Source organism: Brachybacterium sp. UNK5269 (genome assembly GCF_049266655.1).
Classification (GTDB): domain Bacteria; phylum Actinomycetota; class Actinomycetes; order Actinomycetales; family Dermabacteraceae; genus Brachybacterium.
Map to the genome: position 1 here is coordinate 3184999 of NZ_CP184883.1, position 20656 is coordinate 3205654.

Annotated in this window: 15 protein-coding genes; 11 read left to right on the plus strand and 4 right to left on the minus strand. The window is 68.7% G+C overall.

The window, feature by feature from the left end; genetic code table 11:
- The first annotated feature begins 254 nt into the window (after positions 1–254).
- Positions 255–461: a hypothetical protein gene (locus ACOJUI_RS14850; RefSeq protein WP_422115710.1), complete on the plus strand. Its 207-nt coding sequence runs from the start codon at positions 255–257 to the stop codon at positions 459–461.
- An 85-nt stretch (positions 462–546) separates the two neighbouring features.
- Here ACOJUI_RS14850 and ACOJUI_RS14855 read toward each other — a convergent pair whose 3' ends face one another.
- The 4 genes from ACOJUI_RS14855 to ACOJUI_RS14870 form a co-directional block, all read right to left on the minus strand.
- Complete coding sequence (locus ACOJUI_RS14855) at positions 547–1335, minus strand: ABC transporter ATP-binding protein (protein WP_422115711.1); 789 nt, start codon at positions 1333–1335, stop codon at positions 547–549.
- On the minus strand, positions 1332–2408 hold the full coding sequence (locus ACOJUI_RS14860; protein WP_422115712.1) for an ABC transporter substrate-binding protein: 1077 nt from the start codon (positions 2406–2408) through the stop codon (positions 1332–1334). Before ACOJUI_RS14860 ends, ACOJUI_RS14855 begins: the two co-directional genes overlap by 4 nt.
- A 5-nt stretch (positions 2409–2413) precedes the next feature.
- On the minus strand, positions 2414–3334 hold the full coding sequence (locus tag ACOJUI_RS14865) for an ABC transporter permease (RefSeq protein ID WP_422115713.1): 921 nt from the start codon (positions 3332–3334) through the stop codon (positions 2414–2416).
- A gap of 160 nt (positions 3335–3494) precedes the next feature.
- Entirely contained in the window at positions 3495–4262 is a 768-nt protein-coding gene (locus tag ACOJUI_RS14870; protein ID WP_422115714.1) for a DUF6270 domain-containing protein, read from the minus strand.
- Between the two features lie 210 nt (positions 4263–4472).
- Between ACOJUI_RS14870 and ACOJUI_RS14875 the strand changes: the two genes are divergently transcribed.
- From ACOJUI_RS14875 to ACOJUI_RS14920, 10 genes are all read left to right on the plus strand, one after another.
- A complete protein-coding gene (locus ACOJUI_RS14875; protein WP_422115715.1) occupies positions 4473–6395 on the plus strand; it encodes a glycosyltransferase family protein in 1923 nt (640 codons plus the stop codon).
- Between the two features lie 184 nt (positions 6396–6579).
- On the plus strand, positions 6580–8298 hold the full coding sequence (locus ACOJUI_RS14880; RefSeq protein ID WP_422115716.1) for a hypothetical protein: 1719 nt from the start codon (positions 6580–6582) through the stop codon (positions 8296–8298).
- A 128-nt stretch (positions 8299–8426) separates the two neighbouring features.
- A complete protein-coding gene (gene wecC / locus ACOJUI_RS14885; protein WP_422117679.1) occupies positions 8427–9680 on the plus strand; it encodes a UDP-N-acetyl-D-mannosamine dehydrogenase in 1254 nt (417 codons plus the stop codon).
- 32 nt (positions 9681–9712) lie between these two features.
- Positions 9713–10579, plus strand: a complete 867-nt coding sequence (locus ACOJUI_RS14890) for a hypothetical protein (RefSeq protein WP_422115717.1) — start codon at positions 9713–9715, stop codon at positions 10577–10579.
- Positions 10576–14916: a glycosyltransferase family protein gene (locus tag ACOJUI_RS14895; protein WP_422115718.1), complete on the plus strand. Its 4341-nt coding sequence runs from the start codon at positions 10576–10578 to the stop codon at positions 14914–14916. Before ACOJUI_RS14890 ends, ACOJUI_RS14895 begins: the two co-directional genes overlap by 4 nt.
- Positions 14916–15332 carry a hypothetical protein gene (locus ACOJUI_RS14900; protein WP_422115719.1) on the plus strand — a complete coding sequence of 139 codons (417 nt, stop codon included), beginning with the start codon at positions 14916–14918 and terminating at the stop codon, positions 15330–15332. The genes ACOJUI_RS14895 and ACOJUI_RS14900 overlap by 1 nt, the downstream gene beginning before the upstream one ends.
- Positions 15325–17637, plus strand: a complete 2313-nt coding sequence (locus ACOJUI_RS14905; RefSeq protein WP_422115720.1) for a glycosyltransferase family 2 protein — start codon at positions 15325–15327, stop codon at positions 17635–17637. Before ACOJUI_RS14900 ends, ACOJUI_RS14905 begins: the two co-directional genes overlap by 8 nt.
- The gene (locus tag ACOJUI_RS14910) at positions 17634–18314 is read left to right on the plus strand and encodes a hypothetical protein (RefSeq protein WP_422115721.1); all 681 of its coding nucleotides are present in this window, start codon (positions 17634–17636) and stop codon (positions 18312–18314) included. Before ACOJUI_RS14905 ends, ACOJUI_RS14910 begins: the two co-directional genes overlap by 4 nt.
- A gap of 26 nt (positions 18315–18340) precedes the next feature.
- Positions 18341–19402, plus strand: coding sequence for a glycosyltransferase (locus ACOJUI_RS14915; RefSeq protein WP_422115722.1), 1062 nt, complete (start codon positions 18341–18343; stop codon positions 19400–19402).
- A gap of 13 nt (positions 19403–19415) precedes the next feature.
- The gene (locus ACOJUI_RS14920; RefSeq protein WP_422115723.1) at positions 19416–20573 is read left to right on the plus strand and encodes a hypothetical protein; all 1158 of its coding nucleotides are present in this window, start codon (positions 19416–19418) and stop codon (positions 20571–20573) included.
- Positions 20574–20656: the final 83 nt, after the last annotated feature.

A 20656-nucleotide genomic window follows, 5' to 3' on the forward strand; every position in this document is an offset into this window, starting at 1 on the left:
GCGACCGCCTGGTCGATGACGCACCGCTGCCTGCCCGATGAGGGAGGACCGACGGCGTACTGCGTCTGTTCGGCAGCGGGAAAAGACGAGGTCGAAGCACACGGTTCACGGTTCCCACCGCGCCGCCACGCCCTGGAGCGACGGCCCCGTCACGGGCGCCCGGCGCCCCCCGACGGCCGCCGGGGGCTGGTGCCGGGCCGTGCCCGGTGAGAGGCTGGCGACACCGAGCAGGACTCATCACAGGAGGACTCACGATGACCAGCACTCCCATGTACCACCCCGGCGACGACGAGAAGCGGACCCTGCCCGAGGACCAGGGCGACGCCCGCGCCCAGGAGGGCTCCGACGACGACCTGGTCGACGCGGAGACCAAGGAGCTCTCCCAGGACGAGGCCGAGCAGCACGACGACGCGATCGACGCCCAGAAGGCCGATGCCGAGGAGGGTGGCTACGGCCACTGACCTGCAGCGCGCATCACAGCGGCCGGCCGCCGAGGGGAACGCCCTCGGCGGCCGGTCCATGTCGTAGGAGCCTGGGCGTCGTGCGTCAGTGCTCGATCGCCCCGGCGATCCGCTCCCGCAGCTCGAGGAACTCCGGCAGGCGGCGCATCTCCTCGCCGAGCATGTGCCCGGCGCTGCCCGAGAGGTTCACCGGCTGATCGAGCACCACCCGGCCGGGGCGCGCGCTCATCACCAGCACCCGGTCGCCGAGGAAGACGGCCTCGTCGACGTCGTGGGTGATGAAGAAGACCGTGCGGTGCTGGGCCCGCTGGAGGGCCAGCAGGTCACCCTGCAGCCGTGCCCGGGTGATCGCGTCGAGCGCGCCGAAGGGCTCGTCCATGAGGATCACGTCGGTCTCGTTGGCCAGCACCCGCGCGATCTGGGCGCGCTGCTGCATGCCGCCGGAGAGCTCGTAGGGCTTGGAGTCCCCGAAGTCCCCGAGCCCCACCAGCTCGAGGTACTCCTGCGCCTTCTCGGCCCGCTCACTCTTGCCGACCCCACGCATCCGCATGCCGAGGGCGACGTTGTCCCGCACGGAGAACCAGGGGTAGAGGTTGGGCTGCTGGAACACGACCCCCCGCTCGGCCCCCGGCCCGTGGATCGGCGTGCCCCGATAGCGGGCGGTGCCGCCGGTCGGGGCGAGGAAGCCGGCGATGATCTTCAGCAGGGTCGTCTTCCCGCATCCCGAGGGGCCGACGACGCACACGAACTGGCTCTCGGGGATCTGCAGATCAGTCTCGGCGAGCGCGTGGACGACGTCCTCGGCGTCGGTGATGTAGCGCTGGGAGATGCCCTCGAGCGAGACGACAGGGCTGGTGCCGGGGTGGTCGTTCACGGGGCGGCCTCCTCGATGGCCTCGGCGTAGGGCATCTCCTCGTACACGGAGGCCTCGGCGAGCGCGTCGATCTCCTGCTGGGCCTCCAGGAACTCCGCGGTGCCGCGGAAGGCGTCGGCCAGTCCGCCGCCGAAGTACTCGGGCCCTGCCTGCTCCTCCAGCGTCGGGTAGATGTACCCGGCCAGCAGCGCCTCGGCCTCCTGCGGGGTGATGCCGAGCTGGACGGCGATCGAGACGGCCGCCGCCTCCGGCTCCTCCCGCAGCAGTCGCGTCCCTTCGGCCTGCACGGCAGTCCACATCGCCATGAACTCGGGATTCTGCGTCACGAAGTCGTCGGTCCCGGCGACCAGGTCGAAGGTGGGCGCTCCCATCGCGGCGCTGTCCTCGCTGGAGAGGATCGGGTGACCGGACTGCACGAGCTGGGTGAGGGTGGGCTCCCAGATCCAGGCGGCGTCGATCTCGTCGCGCTGCCAGGCGGCGAGGATCGCATCGGGGGCGAGGTTGATGACCCCGACCTTTCCGCTCAGTCCGGCTTCATCCAGAGCGGTGAGCTGGGAGTAGTGGGCCGTGGAGCCGAAGGGCACGGCGATGGTCCTGCCCTCGAGGTCGGCGAGCTGCGCGACCGCCGGGTCCTTCACGATGAGGGACTCGGCCTCGCCGATCACGTCGCTGATCCACAGCACCTTGACGTCCTTCGACAGCGGCGGCGAGGTGGACTTCACGGCGGGGCTGGAGCCGACCTGGGCGATGTCCACGGACTCGGAGCCGAAGGCCTGGATCACGTCCCCGCCGGAGTTCATCTTGACCCAGCTGATCGAGGCGGCGGGCATGCAGGCCTCGAGCAGCTCCAGGTCCTTGATCACCAGGTCGCCGTTGGGGATGGCCTGCCAGGCGAGGCGGGCCGACGTGGTGATGCTGGGGTCCGGGTCGACGGGGCAGGAGATCTCGCCCTCGAAGTTGTCGGGGTGGCTGGTGCGCCCGGACTGGACGCATCCGCTCAGCAGCAGCGCGGCGCCGAGGCCGGCGGCGAGGAGCCGGACGCGGCGCGGGCGCGGGGTCGAGGAGGTGCTCATGGCGGTCAGACCTTTCCGTGCCAGGGCACCAGCTGGTCACCGAGCCAGCGGATGCAGCCGTCCAGGGCGACCGCGACGAGACCGATGACGATGATGCAGGCGATGGTGAGCGACGTGTTCAGCTGGGTGCCGGAGATGTAGGCGAGGCCGCCGATGCCGGGGATGCCGTTGTTGAGCTCGGCGGCGACCACCGTGGTCCAGGCGAAGCCGACCGCGAGGCGCACCCCGGAGAAGATCGAGGCGGTCGCGCCCGGCAGCACCACGAAGCGGGCGACCTGCGGTGGGCCGGCGCCCATGCTGCGGGCGGCGGCGAGGTAGTCCTCCCGCACCCCGCGGACGCCGTCGATGGTCGCGATGACGATCGGCGGGAAGGCGGCGAGGAACAGCAGCAGGTACTTCGAGAGGTCCCCGATCCCGACCCACACGATGATCAGGCCGATGTAGCCCAGCGGCGGCAGCGCCCGCAGGAAGTTCAGGTACGGGGCCAGCGCCGTGTTCGCCGGCTCCCACATGCTCATCAGGAACCCGAGAGCGATGCCGGCGACCGCCGCGAGGGCGACCCCGACGCCGATGCGCTGCAAAGAGGCGAGCAGGTGCTCCCACAGGTAGTAGTTCTGGACGCCGCACACGGTGCGGCCGGTCGTCCCGTCCACCTCGAGGCAGCGGTTCGCGTCGATGAAGGAGCTCAGCACCGAACCCGGCCCCGGCAGATACAGGGGATCCACAAGTTCCAGGGCGGCGATCACCCACCAGATGGTCAGGACGCCGACGAGCACACCGGCCTGCAGCAGGCGATTGCGCCGGATGCGTCGCGACGTGCCCCGCCTGGCGGCCTTCGCGACCTGCTGGGACGTGTCGCTGTCGTCATCGGGGGCGGGCGCAGTGATCGTCGCCGCGCCATCCGCCGCGCTCGCTGCTTCGCTCATGGACCGACCCCGCTCCGTCCCACCTCGCCGCTTCGGCGGGGGGACAGTACCCCGTCAGTGCGGGCGGGACGATGTATCTACCGATGGGAAGGGCACGGTGCGGTGGCCCCGCGAGCGCCGGGTGACGCTACCTCGGGGTCGAGACGTGATCCCAGGACGTTCACGCCGGACGGTTGTCGCAGGCCGCCAGCACCCGGGCCACGATCTCCTCGTACACGTCCTGGGTGTAGTGGAACGGCGCGAAGCCCCAGCGGTGCTCGGGATCCGCGAGCACGCCCAGCGGCTGCAGTTCGAGCAGCGTGAAGCCGAGAGAGCGCAGATGCTCGTAGTAGCGGCGGTAGGCCTCGTTGGCCTCGATGGCGCTGGTGCCCATGCTGACCGGGGTCTCCCGGCCATCGACGGCGACCAGCGCCCACGGCACCTGCAGCACGACGGTCCTGTCGAACAGGCCGCGCTCACGCAGGTGGTCCCGGAACTTCTCGGCGCGCGGCGACCAGAGGGCGAAGTGCTCCTCCGTGCCAAAGGCGACGTGGCGAGTTCCCTCGACGACGCCGAGCACCTCAGGGACAGCAGTCAGGTCGACGCTGCGGGTCACGACCGACCCGTCCTCGAACACGTGCACTCCGTGGCGCTCGTCCGTCAGGTCCCACAGCAGGAGATCCGTCGTCGGCGCGACGGCATCGAGACGCGCCTCGAGATCCCCAGCGAAATCGGCTTCCATCATGCGGCGCTGGAACCGGGACGAGACCTGCGGGTCCGACGGGAACCGAGCCGAGGCATCGAGGCCGGCGGAGATCAGCGACTGGCGAGCGACATAGTCCGCGACGGAGAGGCGCCCGCTACCAGCAAGATCCACGGAGTCCCGGGCTACGCAGCTGCCGTAGATCGCGACGCGCAATGGCGCCGTCTCGGCAGGCTGTTCGGTCACGGGGCTCTCTCTTCCTGCCGACGGCGGCTTCCGAGCTGTTCGGGGTGTGCGTCAGAGTACCCGGGCTTGTCTCGTCGTCCTGGAACCTACCGTTTCCCTGTGGCGCTCCCGACAGCAGAGGATGCGGTGGTCTCCGACTCCGCCCCTGCGCGGAGCGGTGACCGTGGGACTATGAGGCGCCAGCCCATCACGTCGTGACCAGAGGTGCCCATGCCCACGCAGTCTTCGTCCCGCTTGCTAACGTTTCGCACGGGGCTGTGGCATCTGCGCACGGGTGGCCTGGCACAGGTGCGTACGTGGAACCGCCGACGTCGCACCGCGACCCATGGAGTCAGCGATGTGCTGGGCAGTGTCGACGCCAAGGGCAGCCTCAACTTTCCACTCGCTGCGCTCCCCGAGCCGGATCCGACGTTCGCGGGGCTGCGCGCCGCGGTGATCCTCGACGACTTCTCGATGCTGGCGTGGAGCCACGAGTTCGAGACCGTCGCGGTGACCCCATCTGCCTGGCGTGAGCAGGTCGCGCAGAGCCCGGTGGATCTGCTGCTCGTGGAGTCCGCATGGCACGGCAACAAGGACGCCTGGCAGTACCAGCTCACCGGGTCGAAAGCCCCGAGCGCGTCGCTGCGCGAGCTGGTGGCGCATTGCCGCGAGGCCGGGATCCCCACCGTGTTCTGGAACAAGGAGGATCCGCCGCACTTCGAGGACTTCCTGGACACTGCGCGGTTGTTCGACCAGGTCTTCACCACCGACGTGACGCTGCTGCCCCGCTACCGCGAGGAGCTCGGGCACGACCGCATCGAGGTGCTGCCGTTTGCGGCGCAGTCCGCAGTGCATAATCCGATCCGTCCCCAGCACGGCCACCAGGTCCGCGATGTCGCCTTTGCCGGCATGTACTTCGCGCACAAGTTCCCTGAGCGGCGTGCACAGATGGATATGTTGCTGGGCGGGGCGCTCGACGTTTCAGCGCGCATGGACACGGGGCTGGAGATCTTCTCCCGTTTTTTGGGGAACGATGAGCGCTACCAGTTCCCCGGAGCGCTCGCGGACCGAGTCGTAGGGTCGCTCGACTACGACCGCATGCTGACTGCCTACAAGGCCTACAAGGTGTTCCTCAACGTGAACTCTGTGGTCACGAGCCCCTCCATGTGCGCTCGTCGGATCTTCGAGATCACCGCCTCCGGCACACCCGTGGTCACCGCTCCCTCCCCCGCGATCGGGGAGTTCTTCACGGCCGACGAGGTCCCGGTGGTCTCGGAGCGGGAGGACGCAGCGCATGTGGTGCGGGCACTGGTCCGCTCCCGCGAACTGCGCGACCGCACGGTGCATCTCGCCCAGCGCCGCATCTGGCGCGAGCACACCTATACCCATCGCGCTCGGCAGGTGCTGGACGCCGTGGGCCTCGGCGAGAAGGCCGGGGACAACGGCCTCGTGGGCACTGCGGGCCTGCCCGCAGTGAGCATCATGGCGGTGACCAACCGCCCCGAGCAGCTGGAGCACCTGGTGAGTCAGGTGGCCCGGCAGGCCTGCGTGGAGCGGCAGCTGGTGCTGATCACCCACGGTTTCGAGGCGCCCACGGAGACAGCGATGCGGGCTCGGGAGCTCGGAATGGAGAACGTGGTGGTTCTCGAAGCTTCGGACAGGTGGAGCCTCGGCGTGTGCCTGAACGCCGCGGTCCAGCGGGCCGATGGCGAGGTCTGCACCAAGATGGACGACGACGACCTCTACGGCGAGTTCTACCTGCATGATCTGCTCCGGGCTCGAGAGTTCTCCGGGGCCGACGTGGTGGGCAAGCACGCTCACTACATGCACCTCTCGGGTTCTGACGCGACGCTGCTGCGCTTCCCGTGGATGGAGCACCGCTTCACCGACCGGGTGATGGGGCCGACGATCACCGCTGGGCGCGACGTGTTCGCCGCCCACCCCTTCGCCGACGTCTCCCGCGGGGAGGACACCGGCTTCCTTGAGGCCGTGGTCTCCGGTGGCGGCCGGGTCTACTCGGCCGACCGCTTCAACTTCACCCAGATGCGCCGCGGCGAGGCCGGCGCGCACGCCTGGTCGGTGAGCGATCGGGAGCTGCTGGCCAGCGCCGACGTCGCCTGGTTCGGACGGAACGACGCGCACGTGATGGTGTGAGTGGCCGTTATGGCTCGGTCACGCTGCGACACCTCCGTCATCCATGACGTGATGCAACCGCGGCACGGCTGCGCTGTGATCTGCCATCCTGTGCTCAGGGGAATCATCGGGCGCAGGCCGGTGGCACGGGAGCGGGGGCACGGTGACACGACGCCACTGGCTGATCGGCGGTGCCGTCGTAGTCGTGATCGCACTGGTGCTCGCGTTCGGCGCCCTCGCACTGCGCCACCGGTCCACCGAGCCGGGCACTGACCCCGAGCGCCGCGCCGCCCCTCCCGAGCCGCCGGATTCCGAGACCCTTCTCCTGCCCGGCTACGACCCCTCCCCCGCCGGTTTCGAGATGACCGACCCGGCGGACGCCACCGCTGAAACGATCACCGCGCACCTCGTACTCGAGGAAGGTGCCGTCCGCACCGGCGGCAACGTCGGGCTGAGCTTCGACGCGCGTGAACTCGCCTCGCCGCTGTGGAACTCTGAGAGCTCGAACCTGTCCCTCACCCTCAGCGAGCTGGACCGGCCCGTGCTGCGCTTCGGGGGCAACGGCGTGGACCGGAAGATGTGGTGGACCTCAAGCAACGAGCCCGCCCCGGACTGGGCGGAGGTCACTGTCCGTCCGGAGGATCTCGAACGCGTCGCCGCCGTCGCCGACAAGGTCGACGCCCAGGTGACGATCGCCCTGGATCTCGGCCATGACGATCCTTACCGCGCCGCGGACATGGCCGCCCACGCGCAGGAGGCGTTCAGCGAACGACTGGTCGCCGTCGCCATCGGCAATGAACCCAATGGGTTCTTCCACGCCAATCAGCCGCAGCTCGCGGTGCGCGATACGAACTGGGGGCCCGAGGCTTATCAGGCCTCGCTCACCGAATACTCCGCCGCGATCGAGGAGACCGCGCCTGGACTGCCGGTCGCAGGCCCCGGGGCCTATGACGCTCCCTGGTGGCGGGCCTTCGCCGAGTCAGGCATCCCGAACCAGCGGGCGCTCAGCCTGCATTGGTACCCACTGTGGGACTGCGAGGGGCCGGCGTCCTCGATCGCGAACCCGACCGTGGAGGATCTGACCTCGCCCGCGATTCGGGAGCGCGCGCGGCACGTCATCGGGATGGGCGCCGACATCGCGGACCAGCACGATCTTCCGCTGTGGCTCGAGGAAACCGGTCCGACCTCCTGCCCGGGCACGAATGACACCTCACGCACTCACGCCCAGGCCCTGTGGACCGTGGACTACGTGATGACGGCCACCGAGCTCGGTGTGGAGCGCACGGCCTTCCACTCCACGCTGCAGGCCTGCCAGGGTGGGGCACCGATGAGCCCGATCTGCGCGCGCGGACCTCATGAGGATGCGGGCCCGATCGTCGCGGGCCGCACGAGCTACCTGGCGCTGATGATGCTCGGTAACCTGCCCGATGGCCAGGTGCTCACCCCGTCCGTCTCCGGGGACGGGACCGTGATGGTGCACGGCGTGGTGGCCGACGACGGGTCGCTCGCGCTCGTGATCGTCGATATGCGGGATCCGGCCGACGTGGGGACGGCTGTAGCCGTGCAGGTGAGTGCTCCGTCTGGGCTGGGCGGGGTGGTTCCGACGATGTGGCAGCTGAGCGAAGGGAGCCGACTCACGGGCGAGGCGTTGGCCTCGACCGAGAGCCGCCTCGCTGCGCCCGCGGACGTGACCGATGAGTCTGCTGGAGAAAGGCTCGCGCCCGCTGAGCCGCTCACGCTGACAAGCGAACCGGGTTCCGTCACGGTCTTACGTCTCGAGGTGACAGACACTTCCAGTGCCGGGCCGTCGGACGGCGGCGAACGCCGTCCGGATGCGGCGCCTGAAGATCGACCTGTTGCGACCGTCCCCTCAGGTCAGCGCAACATCGTGCGTGTGCGGTGCACGATGGACCGATATTTGTGACGGATGACGCCCGGGAACCCGGGCTATTCGCGCCGCTGCGATCCATCAGGGTTCATTCAGGCGCTACGGTGAGTACCGGCGTGCTGTCAGCCGCGTCGAACCCTTACCCGCAACGCCAGGAGCGCCCGATGAGTCCGAACGTCCCCCTCGACACCGTCAGCGTGATCGGTCTCGGCTACATCGGTCTCCCGACCGCCGCGGTGTTGGCGCAGGCCGGGAAGACCGTCATCGGCGTGGACGTGAAGCAATCCAATGTCGACGCGATCAACGCGGGCAGGGTTCCCTTCGTCGAGGACGGCCTCGAGGCCGTCGTCGCCGGAGTCGTCGCCCAGGGCAAGCTGTCCGCCCAGACCGCCACCCCTGAGGCGGATGCCTACATCGTCTCGGTGCCCACCCCGTTCAAGGGGGACCACGACGCAGACCTCTCCTATATCGAGGCCGCCGCCCGCGGGATCGCCCCGCAGCTTAAGGGCGGTGAGCTGGTCGTTCTCGAATCGACATCCCCTCCCGGAGCGACCGAACACATGGCCCAGGTCATCCTCACTGAGCGGCCTGAGTTCACCACCGAGCCCAACCTGCCGAACTCCCTGTACTTCTCGCACGCCCCCGAGCGCGTCCTCCCCGGTCGGATCATGATCGAGATGATCGACAACGATCGCATCATCGGCGGGACCACCGACGAAGCGTCGCAGCTGACCCGCGAGCTCTATGCGAGCTTCTGCCGCGGCGAGCTGCTGCTCACCGACGCGAAGACCGCGGAGATGGCCAAGCTGACCGAGAACGCGTTCCGCGACGTGAACATCGCCTTCGCCAACGAACTGTCGATCATCGCCGATCGTCAAGGCATCGACGTGTGGGAGCTCATCGAGCTCGCCAATCACCACCCCCGCGTGAACATCCTTCAGCCCGGCCCGGGCGTGGGCGGCCACTGCATCGCGGTGGACCCGTGGTTCATCGTCTCCGCGGACCGCGAATACTCCAAGCTCATCGCGACCGCCCGCAACGTCAACGATTCCAAGCCGGAGATGGTGCTGAAGAAGGTTCTCGAACGCGCCGAGCGCTTCAAGGCCCCCACTGTCGCCGCCCTGGGTATCGCGTTCAAGGCCAACATCGACGACCTGCGTGAATCTCCCAGCCGGAACATCGCCGGCGCCCTCGCACAGCAGCTCCCCGATGGCACCGTTCTGGTCGTCGAGCCCAACGTCGAGGAACTTCCTCAGGAACTCGCCGAACGCTCCAACGTCGAGCTCACCTCGCTCGACGATGCACTGAAACGCGCGGACATCGTGCTGCTGCTCGTCGACCACGACCCCTTCAAGGAGCTCGACCGCGAGCTCCTTCAAGAGAAGATTGTGATCGACACCAAGGGACTGTGGCGCTGACGCGCATCTTCTGACGGAGGGAGGGCGCGTCCGTGTCGTTGCCCAAACGGACTTTGATCCTCGCCGGTGCACTGTGCGCGATCGGTGTGCTGCTGCGAGCATTCGGCGTGTCCTGGGGTCTCGACGTCCTGGTCGTGTCCGTCCTCGTCGCGGTCGTCTCGGTCTCGTTCACGCAGAGGACCGTGCAGAACGAGCTCGCGACGATGCGCAAGAACGTCACTCAGCGCCTGCAGGCGCTCAGTGCGAGGCAGGAGACGCTCGAACAGACGCTCAAAGAGCACGGCAGGCTGCAGCGCACGACCCTGTACTACGCGAAGAATGGGTCCTCCGGCAACGGGAAGCATACCGAGGTGGTTCCCGTTGCCGCCGTCGCGATGGATCCGCATCGCAGCGGCATCGCCGGACGCTCATCGACTCCCGAGGTCTCGAACATCAACGCACATCACACCTTCGCAGGGCTCCTCGACCCGACGGCAGAGAAGGTCGTCGGCGGGGTCATGACCCCGGAGGCCATCGAGGCTCTGCCGGAGGGTACGACGTATCAGCCGCTGCTCCCCTTCCGCGCCACCGAATTGCTGACCGTCGAGCCGGTGATCGGGCTGATCGTGGTCGACGAGGCGTCCTTCGAGTCTGCGCCGTGGGATCGCGCCGTCGGCCCCGTGGGCATCGGCATGATGAAGGACCTTGACCGGGCACTCCGGTTGGCCCTCGAGAAGGGCGCGCAGGTCGTCGTCCTCCGCCACGAGGGCACCTCCGACATCCACTCGACGGCGCTGAACTCTGTTCGCGCCCTCCGCCTGCCGCTCTCCGAGGCCGATCTCGCGTCCACTGCCGGTGCGCCTTCCAGCCCCGTGCTCTCTGCGCTCGCGGCCTTCGTTGATCAGCGGAGGTCGATGTGATCCGCTCGATCCTGCTGTACGGCGATGTCAATCTTCGGTACCGGGACGGATCCCGGATCTGGCTCGAGTCCATCGTGGAGGTTCTGCGCGGCGCCGGCTCCGACGTCACGCTAGCCCTGAAGGCCCACCCCGAGGAGGATCTCGAGGAGCTGCGCAACCGCTTCGGCTGCACCGTGCTTCCGCCGACCGAGACCCACCGCTCGCGCGGTGCCGGCATGACCTCCATGGAAGCACGCGACCACCTCGTCGAGATCGACTCCACCTCCGACTTCGACGCGATCATCACCCGTGGCTACGACATCGCTCGCGCGCTCTCCACCGTCGAACGTTTCGAGGGCCGTCTTTGGCCCTACATCACGGACGGCCCCGGCTTCTCCCCGCTGTCGAGCGACACCCAGGCACCCGAGCTGGCCCGCATTGCACAGCATGCGCGCCGCATTTTCGTCCAGACCGAGGACGCCCGCTCCGTCTTCGAGGCCGCAGTCCCCGCGGCGACCGGCAAGACCCTGCTGCTCCCGCCGATCGTCCCCGATGCCCACTTCCTCGACGCCGACGTCGTCGCTGCACGAGCCGAGGAGGACGAGAAACTCGGTCTCGGCACCGAGGAGGCGCCTCTGCGCCTGGTCTACAGCGGCAAGTTCGCCCGCCCGTGGAAGAGCCTCGAGATCCCCTTCCTTCCCGATCGCCTCGCCGGGCACGGCGTCCACGCCCGGGTGACGATGATCGGCGACAAGATCCAGAATACGAAGAACGACCGAACGTTCCCGGCCGAGATGCGCACCGTCATGGCCCGTCGATCGACCTCGGTCACCTGGGCCGGCGGCATGCAGCGTGCCGAGGCCATCCAGCTCTCGGCGTCCGCCGACGTCGGCGTCAGCTGGCGTGCGGAGAGCCTCGACACGAGCCTCGAGATCTCCACGAAGCTCCTGGAGTACGGCGCCCTCGGCGTCGCCCCGCTGCTGAACCGCACCCGTGCGCATGAGCGGCTGCTGGGTGCCGACTACCCGCTGTTCGTCGATGGTGACGTGGTCGAGACGCTTGTGCGGGCATGCGACCCGGAGCTGCGCCGGGACGCCGCCGCACGCGCTCACGATGCCGTCCAGCCCTTCCGCGCCTCCAGCGCCGTCGAGCGGCTCACCCGGTACTTCTCCGCGCAGGAGCCCGATCTGGTGCAGAGCCCCGTGCTCCCGTCCCGGCATAGCGACGGGAAGCTCCGCGTGCTGTTCTCCTCGCATGACTTCAAGTTCGCGGGCGAGCTCATCGACGTACTGCGGCAACGCCGCGATATCGAGCTGCGCATCGACCGCTGGACGCGCCTGGCCCACCACGACCCCGACCAGTCGGGAATCGACGGCGACTGGGCGGATGTCATCATCTGCGAGTGGGCCGGGCACAACGCGGTCTTCCATTCCCAGCGCAAGCGCCCCGATCAGCGCCTGATCGTCCGCTTCCACGGCTTCGAGGTGCGAGGCGCCTGGCTCAAGGACATCGACGTGGACGCCGTCGACGCCGTCGTGTTCGTCTCGGACTTCTACCGCCGCGAGATCCTTGAGAAGACCGGCTGGCCCGAGTCCAAGACGACCGTGATCCCGAACGTCGTCGACCTCATCGATCTGCACCGGGAGAAGCTCGACGATGCCCGGTTCCACCTGGGTCTCGCCGGCTACGTGCCGATGCTCAAGCGGCCCGACCGCGCCGTGGACCTGCTCGAGGCCCTCGTCGCCGAGGACGACCGCTTCATGCTGCACCTGCGCGGGCGTGCCCCCTGGTCCTACCCGTGGGAATGGGCCAAGCCCATGCAGCGCGATGCCTACATGACCCTGTTCGATCGGATTCGCCGCTCCCCGCAGCTGCGCTCGAACATCCTGTTCGAGGACTTCGCGCCCGACATGGGCAGCTGGTTCCGTGGTATCGGCTGGGTGCTCTCGACGAGCACGCAGGAGACGTTCCATCTCGCTCCCGTCGAGGGCATGGCCTCCGGGGCTCTCCCCTTGGTGTGGTCACGTCCCGGTGCCTCCGAGATCTTCAGCGAGAACCTCTTCGATAATGTCGAGGACGTCGCCCGGTTCGTCCTGGACACCGTGCGCACGCCCGGAGCGTACGAGGAGCAGAGCGTGCAGGCCGTCGAGCGAGCGCAAGTCTTCGACATGTCCGTGCACCGTCGCTCCTGGCTCGATCTTCTGGACGTCGATCGCTCGACACCGCTGCCCCTGCGCGGCGTGCCCCTCGTCGACACCGTCCCGGAAGACGGCCCGCGCAACCCGGTGCAGGTCGCCGCGGTCGCGCAGAAGCAGCTCACCGCGGGCGATACCGCCGCCGCCATGTCCACCCTGTCCGATCCTGCCGTCGCGGAGCCGGGTGAGCACGCGCATAAGCAGCTCCTCGCGGTCCGCGAGCAGGCACTCCTCGTCGAAGGTCTCCGGGAAGGATCCTGGATCCCGGTTGACGGTCTCGGACCCGTCCATCGTCCCGCCCGGGGCAGTGACGAGCATCCAGTGCTCCAGGCGCCCGCCAGCGTGCCCGGAACGCCGCTCGGCGCCACCCACGTCCTCGAAGCGGCAGATGCGCTCGTCACCGCCGCGCGCCGGAAGCGCCCCGCACTCATCCGCGGCGGCGCCGATGCGACCGGCACGATCGCCGCCGCCGTCGCAGCTCGCCGCCTCGGTATCGGGCTCGAGCTCACCGACGAGGGCAGAGCCGCCGTCGCGGAGGCCGATATCGCGCTGCCCGGCCTCGCCGAGGCCTTCTACGAGGCCCTCGATCGGACCGCGGAGCCGATCGATCTGACCGAGCTGACCGTCGGCATCGTCGCCGACACGTTTACCATGAACGCCGTCTCCTCGACCATCCGCACCGTGCCGATCCCACGCCACGGATGGGAAGAGGCCCTCGCGGACACCCCGGTCGACGTGGTCCTGGCGGAGTCCGCGTGGTCCTCACCCGACGAGGAGTGGTTCCATGGCGTCGCCTACCACGGCGACGACGAGGCGGCCGATCTCCGGGCGATCCTCGCGCATGCTCGCGCGCTCGGCATCCCCACTGTGTTCTGGAACCGCGAGGACCCGGTCCATCTACGGTCGTTCAAGATCCCTGCAGCGGACTTCGACACGGTCCTCACGAGCGATGCACACTGCATCACTGAGTACCAGAGCAGCGTTCCCTCCCGGACTCACGTGGTCGCCTCGATGCCATTCTTCGCGGATCCGCAGGTCATGCACCCGCTGAGCCCCGGGGAGAATCAGGACGATGCCTTCGGGGATCACGAGACCTATCGCGCGGGCGAAGCCCACCGGCAGGCAGATGCTCGTGCCCAGGGCGAGACCGTCGCCTACGCGGGCACCTATTACGGCGACCGCTTCCCACAGCGCACCGTGGAGCTGCGTGGGATTCTCTCCGCCGCCGCCGATTTCGGACTCGCGATCTATGACCGCCAGGCCACCGTGGAGGGCTCGCGCTACGAGCTCCCGCCCGACCTGGCTCCGTTCTCGCGCGGTGGGGTCGGAGCAGCTCTCATGCCGTCTGTCTACCGACGCCACCCGGTGCACCTCAACGTCAATTCCGTGACCGACTCGCCGACGATGTTCTCCCGTCGCGTCGTCGAGATCGCGGCGTCCGGTTCCGTCGTCCTCTCCGGTAAGGGGCAGGGGGTGCGCACCGTGCTCGGTGACGCGTTCCCGGTGCTCGAGAGCGCCGAGGAATGGTCCGAGGCGCTCGCCGAGCTCACCTCCGATCCAACGGCGTGGCGCACCATGGCGTGGGCGCAGATGCGCGCGGTGCATCGTGCGTTCACCAGCGCGCGCAGCCTCACGCTCGCGCTGCGCATCGCCGGGCTGCCCGTGCGCGCCGCGGAGGATCCGACCTACGGTGTGCTCGTGCCGCTGTCCTCGAACGGCGCCGCTGACGTGCTCCTCTCGCAGTCCCTTCTTCCCGACGTGGTCGCGATCACCGACGGTGACGCGGACCGTGACCGGTACCTGGAGGCGGGGGTTCGCGTCGTCGAGCTCGACGAGGCGGCCGGAGATCTCGACGCCTTCGGAGACGTCGATTGGGTGGGCGTGCTCGACCCCGCCGTCGGCCCGACGCACTACGAGGACCTTCTGATCGCGACGACCTTCGGGGACTGGGGCCGGCTCGCCTCACGCCCCGGACCGGTGTCCAGGGAGGAGATTTTTGCGGTCTCCTCCGCTGTGCCGCCACCCGCGGAGGACGTCGCCGGATACCTGTACTCTCGCGGAGAGATGCGAACCGCGCAGGATCTCGTGACCGGCAGGGAACGCCGCACGTACACCTGGATCCGCGATGACCGCGCCACCGCGGGTTCACCTGGAGGAGATTGATGCCAGACCTGCAGTTCGATGTCACGTTCCCGTTCCCTGCGTCACGACTCGAGATAGCTCTCGGCCTGAGCGAGGAGCCCGTCATGCTCCGGGAGTACGCGATCGTGATCGAGGCCTTCGACACCGACGGGGATACGTTGCCGAAAGGCATACTGAACTGGGGCTTCTCTGCGCCGCTCAAGGGGTGCTACCAGTACGTCCCGGATGCACCACGTGGCGGGGTCGCCTCGATCCCGCTCCCCGTCCTCGCCGAGGCGCCCATCGGCTCCTTTACCGTCCGGATCGTCCCCTGGAGACTTCAGGGATCCAGCAGGGACCCTTTCGACGCCTTCAACCGGCTCGTCGTCGCCTACTCTGCCGCGGACGCCGCAGGAGCACCCCGTTTCACCACCGTCAGGAGGAGCATCCGTGGCTGAAGGAGAGCTCATCGGCGGTGACACTGCGGGGGCTCTGATCGCCTCCGCCGGGCCCACCGTCTCCGTCGTCATCGACGCCGTCGGATGGGTCGAGGGCACGCTGACCACCATCGCCCGTCTTGCCCGCCGAGCGCTCGGCGATCGCGAGGGGGAGATCATCGTGGCCACCGGCAACGGCGTCGAGACGAGCGACCTCGAGGAGGAGTGCCGACGCGCCGGCATCCGCCATGCCCCGTTCGACGCGGAACACCACCACGCAGCTGCTATGAACAACGCGGCGGCCGCCGCCTCGGGAGAGTACCTCGTCCTCCTCGAGGAGGACTTCGTGCTTGCCGAGAGGTCCATCCAGGGAGCCCTGGAGCACCTCGCGGCCACCGGGTCCGACCTCGCCGTGCTCGAATGCCGCGACGGCGTCCTGCCCGTCGGCCGCACGATCCACGACCTCGAAGAAGTCTCGGACCGCCGCTACTTCGAGTCGGTCCCCCGCACCACCTCAAACCGCGGCACGGTCACCGTCGTCGCCCGCGAGAGCTTCATGCGGATCCGGGGGTACGACGAGCGCCCCTCGCTCGAGCCGCATCTGTCGATCGACCTGTCCGTCCGCTTCGCCCGCGCAGGGCTGCTGCAGGACCGGCTCTCGCGCCCTCAGTTCGCTGCCTACCACTTCTTCGGTGCGAGCTGCGCGGATACCTCCCGCCATGGCATCGAGTCGGCCCGCGTCCGGGCCAATCATCACGACTTCGTCGAGGATGACCGGACCATCTATCGCAACCTCGCGGCGTGGTCCGTCCCGCGAGGGCTGCGCGAGGTGCTCGTCTCCGTGGCGATCTCCACGCGCAACCGCGCCCAGTACATCGCGGACAGCATCGACTCGGTCCTCGCTCAGACCTTCGAGGACTTCGAGCTGATCATCGTCGACGACGGCTCGGTCGACACCACGCGTGAGGCCGTCGAGGCCTACGACGACCCGCGGGTCCGCTACGTCCACCAGGAGTCCGCCGGCATCAGCGCGGCGCGCAACCGTGCGGCCGACCTGTCCCGGGGCTTCTTCACCGCTGTCCACGACGACGACGACATCATGCTGCCGTGGCGCCTCGAGGTGAGCCTGCAGCACATCTACGACGAGTACGGCGCCTCCTACGGCTCGTGGGTGAACTTCAACGACGACAACGGCGACATGGTCCTCCACGTCATCCGTCGCGGGTTCTCTCCCGAGCTGAACGCCTTCAACGGCCAAGGGCCCGGTCACGCGACGTGGCTCCTGCCGACAGCCGCCGTGCGCGAGGTCCGCTACGACGAGCATCTCTCCAGCTCGGTCGACCACAACCTCGCCTCGCGCCTCGCGTGGACCGGCCTGCGCTGGAAGCACACCGAGAAGGTCATGTACCTGCGCCGCATCCATCCGACGCAGGTCTCCGCGGTCGACGGCGGACGCCAGCGCACGACCTCGGTGCTCACCCGCTTCGCGAATCGCTTCTCGACCTCGGAGCCGGGCCGCCGGAAGATGGTCGAGGCCGGCAGCGAACTGACGACCCCGGTCATCGCTGAGGCGAAGGACCTGTTCAAGGCCTTCGGTGCCTATCTTCCCGATCACCTCATCAAGCGAACGCTGGTGCTCGCCAACAACGTCACCAACAAGGTCGTCGATCTGGACCTCTACCAGAAGGTGGGCAGCGTCCTCTCGGAGACCGACATGCACACCGGGAAGCTGCGCCTCGAACTGGGTGAGCTGCCCGGGATCACGTGGAAGGACCTGGTCACGCTGCGGACGTCTGGAATCATCGGCACCCGCCTGGAAGCCACCAAGCGCACGCCCGAGGAGGTCGAGGACGCGCGCGCCGCCGCTCTCACAGCCATTGCGGTCGCCGCCCCAGACCTCCAGGACGGTGTCGATGCCTTCTACGCCGAAGTTCCCTCGGGCTCGGTACGCGCCCGAGAGCTCGTCTTCGAGCGTCTCGAGTACCACGCGGCCGTCCTGCGCAAGAAGTCCCCGACCTCCCTGTGGCTGGTCGCACCGGTCGACGCGCTCGACGACGACGAACTGGCGATCCTCCGCGGCGCCCCGCGTGCGTACGAGATCCGCGCGAGCGGCGATCACGGCAGCCGCTTCGGACTCCAGGTCTTCGGCTGCGATCAGAGCACTGATGCGATTCGGCTGATCTCCCAGCTCCCCGAGGCGATCGAGAGCGGCCGACTGGTCATCGCCGACGCCGAGAAACAGCCGGCCGCCTACACGGCGCAGCTGGTGCAGGAAACCCTCCGCACCCCGCAGGTCGAGGCCGAGACCATGGAGGTCGAGTCGTGAGGATCACGAGCACGAACCGCCCCGACGGCCGTCACTGCGTCGCGCTCACACCCGAGCACAGCGGCGAGCCCAACCCGGCTCTGCGCGAGCTCCTGATCGACGGCTCCATCCTCGGCACCCCGGGGGACCGACAGATGGCGGTCGCCGCGCTGACCTTCGGGTCCTATCTGCGCGGAGTCGTCGAGACCGACGTCCCCGTCTCCCCGGCCATGTCCCAGGCGCTGAGCGCGTTCCAGGCGCCCGTCTTCGTCGCCCCGATGAACGTCTCCGTCGAGGGCACGCAGTACACCGGTGCGGGCTCGACCCTGGTTCTGGACCTCGAGCATGAGGGCCTCGTAGGTCGCAACAGCGTGGACCGCGGACAGGTGATCACATTGGACGTTCTCCCGATGACCACGTGGACCGGTCGCCTGTTCTCGATGGACCGCCTCGTGACGGCGTCCAACGCCGACCTCCTCGGGCGTCGTGCTCGCGGCACCGCACGCCTCGGCCCGTTCCTCGCCGTGGCGCTCGCGTTCTCCCACGAATTGCACGTCAGCCGGATCGTGGTGCCGAGCGGCGACCGCAGCGACGAACCGTGGATCACGCGCGCCACGGATCTGCTCGCCGCGACCGGAGTGGACCTGATGACTGTGGACCGCAGCGAACTGCACGATCTCGACCTGGTGGAGGGGTGAGCAGTATGAATCGTCAGAAGATTCTGATGCCCGCACGAACCGTCGCCGACTGGGGAGGGCTGCACGAGTGGGTCGTCGACGCCGCGGCCGATCTCATCGCTGCGGGCAACGACGTGACCATCGTCGGCGGCCCCGGCCTGTTCGAGCAGCGCGCCCGCGCAGCCGGTGCCTCGTTCATTGCCATCGACTGGGACCGCTGGGAGGCAGAGGTCGACCGGATCGCGGACACCGGGCCGTACGACATCGTCTTCGCCCACGCACCGCAGGCGCGCATGCTCGCTCTGAGCCTCCCCCGGTGGCCGGGTTCCCGACTACACGTCATGGTCCACGGTGCATATCACGACTACATCTACACCTGGGCCCAGCACGTCGAGTCGATCGCCGCGGCGAGCCCCTGCCTGGTCGATTTCCTGACCCGTATCGGCAAGGTCGAGCCCTGGAAGATCGACATGGTCCCCAACGGTGTCCATGACTACGTCTTCGACCTTCCCCTTCGCTCCCTCGAGGAACGCATCGAGGACGGCGTCGGCCACATCGTCATGGCGTCCCGCCTCGCGAGGGACAAGACCATGCAGATCGAGGCGGCGAAGGAAACCCTCGCCGCCTGCGCGCGCCTCCGCCCCGACGTGACGTGGCAGCTCGACATCCTCGGCGACGGTCCGCTGCGCGACAGATACGAGCGGGAGTTCCGTCGCTTCGCCCAGCACCACCCGGGGGTACGGACGACGTTCCACGGCTGGGTCGCCCCGGAGGAGGTCCCACTGCGGATGAACACCGCGGTGATCGGCCTCGTCTCCGGGATGGGCGGCATCCGCACCCTCGCAGCCGGCGCGCTGTGCATCGGCGTCGGTGCCCGCGGCAGCGTGGGCGTCCAGGTCGGTCAGAACCTCCGTGCCGGCCTGTGGACCAACTTCGGGGACCACGGCACGCCGCAGTTCACCCCGACTCCGATCACCCAGGACCTTGAGCGGGTGCTGCAGCCCGGCCACTACGAGGATGCCGTCGCCTTCGCCCGGACGGCCGCCCAGCGGACCCGCTCCGGCTCCGTGGTGCGCGACGCTCTGCTGACCGCGCTTCAGTGCGGCTGACCTGAGCCCCGGCATGGCGAACCCCGCGCCCGTCGAGGTCGAGGTCACGCTCCACGGCGTCGTGCTCGACCCGGGCGGGGCGTGGCACCGTGAGGCTCCGCGCCCACCAGCGTCCCGGCAGGAGCGCTACGACGAGCGCTTCGACACCGACACGCTCTTCTACGACGTCTTCCGCGTCGACGAGCATGTCGAGCTCATCGGCCCGCCCCTGCTGAACCTCGCGGGAGGTCTGCGCCCGATGTCCCTGCAGCACGCCGGACGCCGCTACGCCCGGAGCTTTCGCTCGACCGCCATGAACCGCGTGCACCGACACCGCATCACCGGCATCCCGCAGGACGTGGACTCCCTCCGACTCCGCTGCCCGCTCGGCCGTTTCCGTCTCGACATCGGCGAGAACCTCAGCGGCGCCTTCACGGAGCGGCGCGTGCTCGTCACCCAGTCGCAGAACAACTCCCTCGAGTGGATCGCCCGCTGGGTCGACCACCACGTCGCCACCCAGGGCATCGACGCCGTCGTCTTCTACGACAACGCCTCGACCCTCTACTCCTCCGATGACGTCCGCGGGGTGCTGCGGGATCGTCCCGGGCTCGCCATGTTCTCCGTGATCGACTGGCCGTACCCCTGGGGGCCGACCGGCGGACCAGATTCGGTGTGGGACTCGGACTTCGGGCAGCTCGGGGCATGGGAGCATGCGTGGCGCAGGCTGTGCCGGACGGCTGCGACGATCACCTTCGGCGACATCGACGAGCTGATCATCGGTCCGGAGCCCACCGTCACGGAACGGGCTGCGGCCTCCCCGCAGGGGATCTGCAGCTACCGTCGCATGTCGATCGTCAACGTTCCTGCCGAGCCGACCGACGGTCTGTCGCGCATGCGCGACTACGCCGACTACCGGCTCTATGATCCCGAGGCCCCGCTGCTCACGCCGAAGTACACGGTCGCGCCCGGGACGCTGCTCGAGACCGACCAGCTCTTGGTCCACTGTGTCGACGGACGGCGCGTCCCGGACGAGACCGATGTGCTCGTCCGACATTTCAACAGCATGCGCATCGAGTGGCGCGACGGGGAGCAGCACCCCGTCCCCGACCTGCGCGCCGAGCACGTCGAGGCCCAGTCCCTCTGCGTGGACGAGGAGCTCGTCGCAAGCCTCGCGAGGATCCCCGGCCCATGACGCCGACGCATTCCCCCCGAATCGGGCACCTAGCATGGTGACCAACGCACCCCCGTCGGCACGGACCGGCACTGAACTGGAGA